1 pseudogene is annotated in these 240 nt (G+C 58.3%); it reads right to left on the bottom strand.

Going from position 1 to position 240, the window contains the following annotated elements:
- A pseudogene (locus tag EN852_RS40505) lies at positions 1-240 on the bottom strand (glutathione S-transferase family protein); the annotation flags it as partial.

Raw genomic sequence — 240 nt, 5'->3', positions numbered from 1 at the left:
GGATGATTTCGGAGGATTCGTTGGAGACGATGGTCTGTTCCTTTTTATCCCACAGCACCGGCACCGTCACCCGGCCCGAATAGGAGGAATCCGCCCTGGTGTAGATCTGGTGCAGGAAGTCGAGGCTATAGAGAGTGTCGCCGGTGGCGCCGTCCTCGGCTACAAACGTCCAGCCATTGGCGCCGAGGAAATGATGCACGATCGAGACGGAGATGATGCCTTCGAGCCTCTTCAACGCGC

Source organism: Mesorhizobium sp. M2E.F.Ca.ET.209.01.1.1 (genome assembly GCF_004010375.2).
GTDB lineage: Bacteria > Pseudomonadota > Alphaproteobacteria > Rhizobiales > Rhizobiaceae > Mesorhizobium.
The sequence above is the reverse complement of the archived record's forward strand: the minus strand, read 5'-3'. Positions and strand labels throughout refer to the sequence as shown.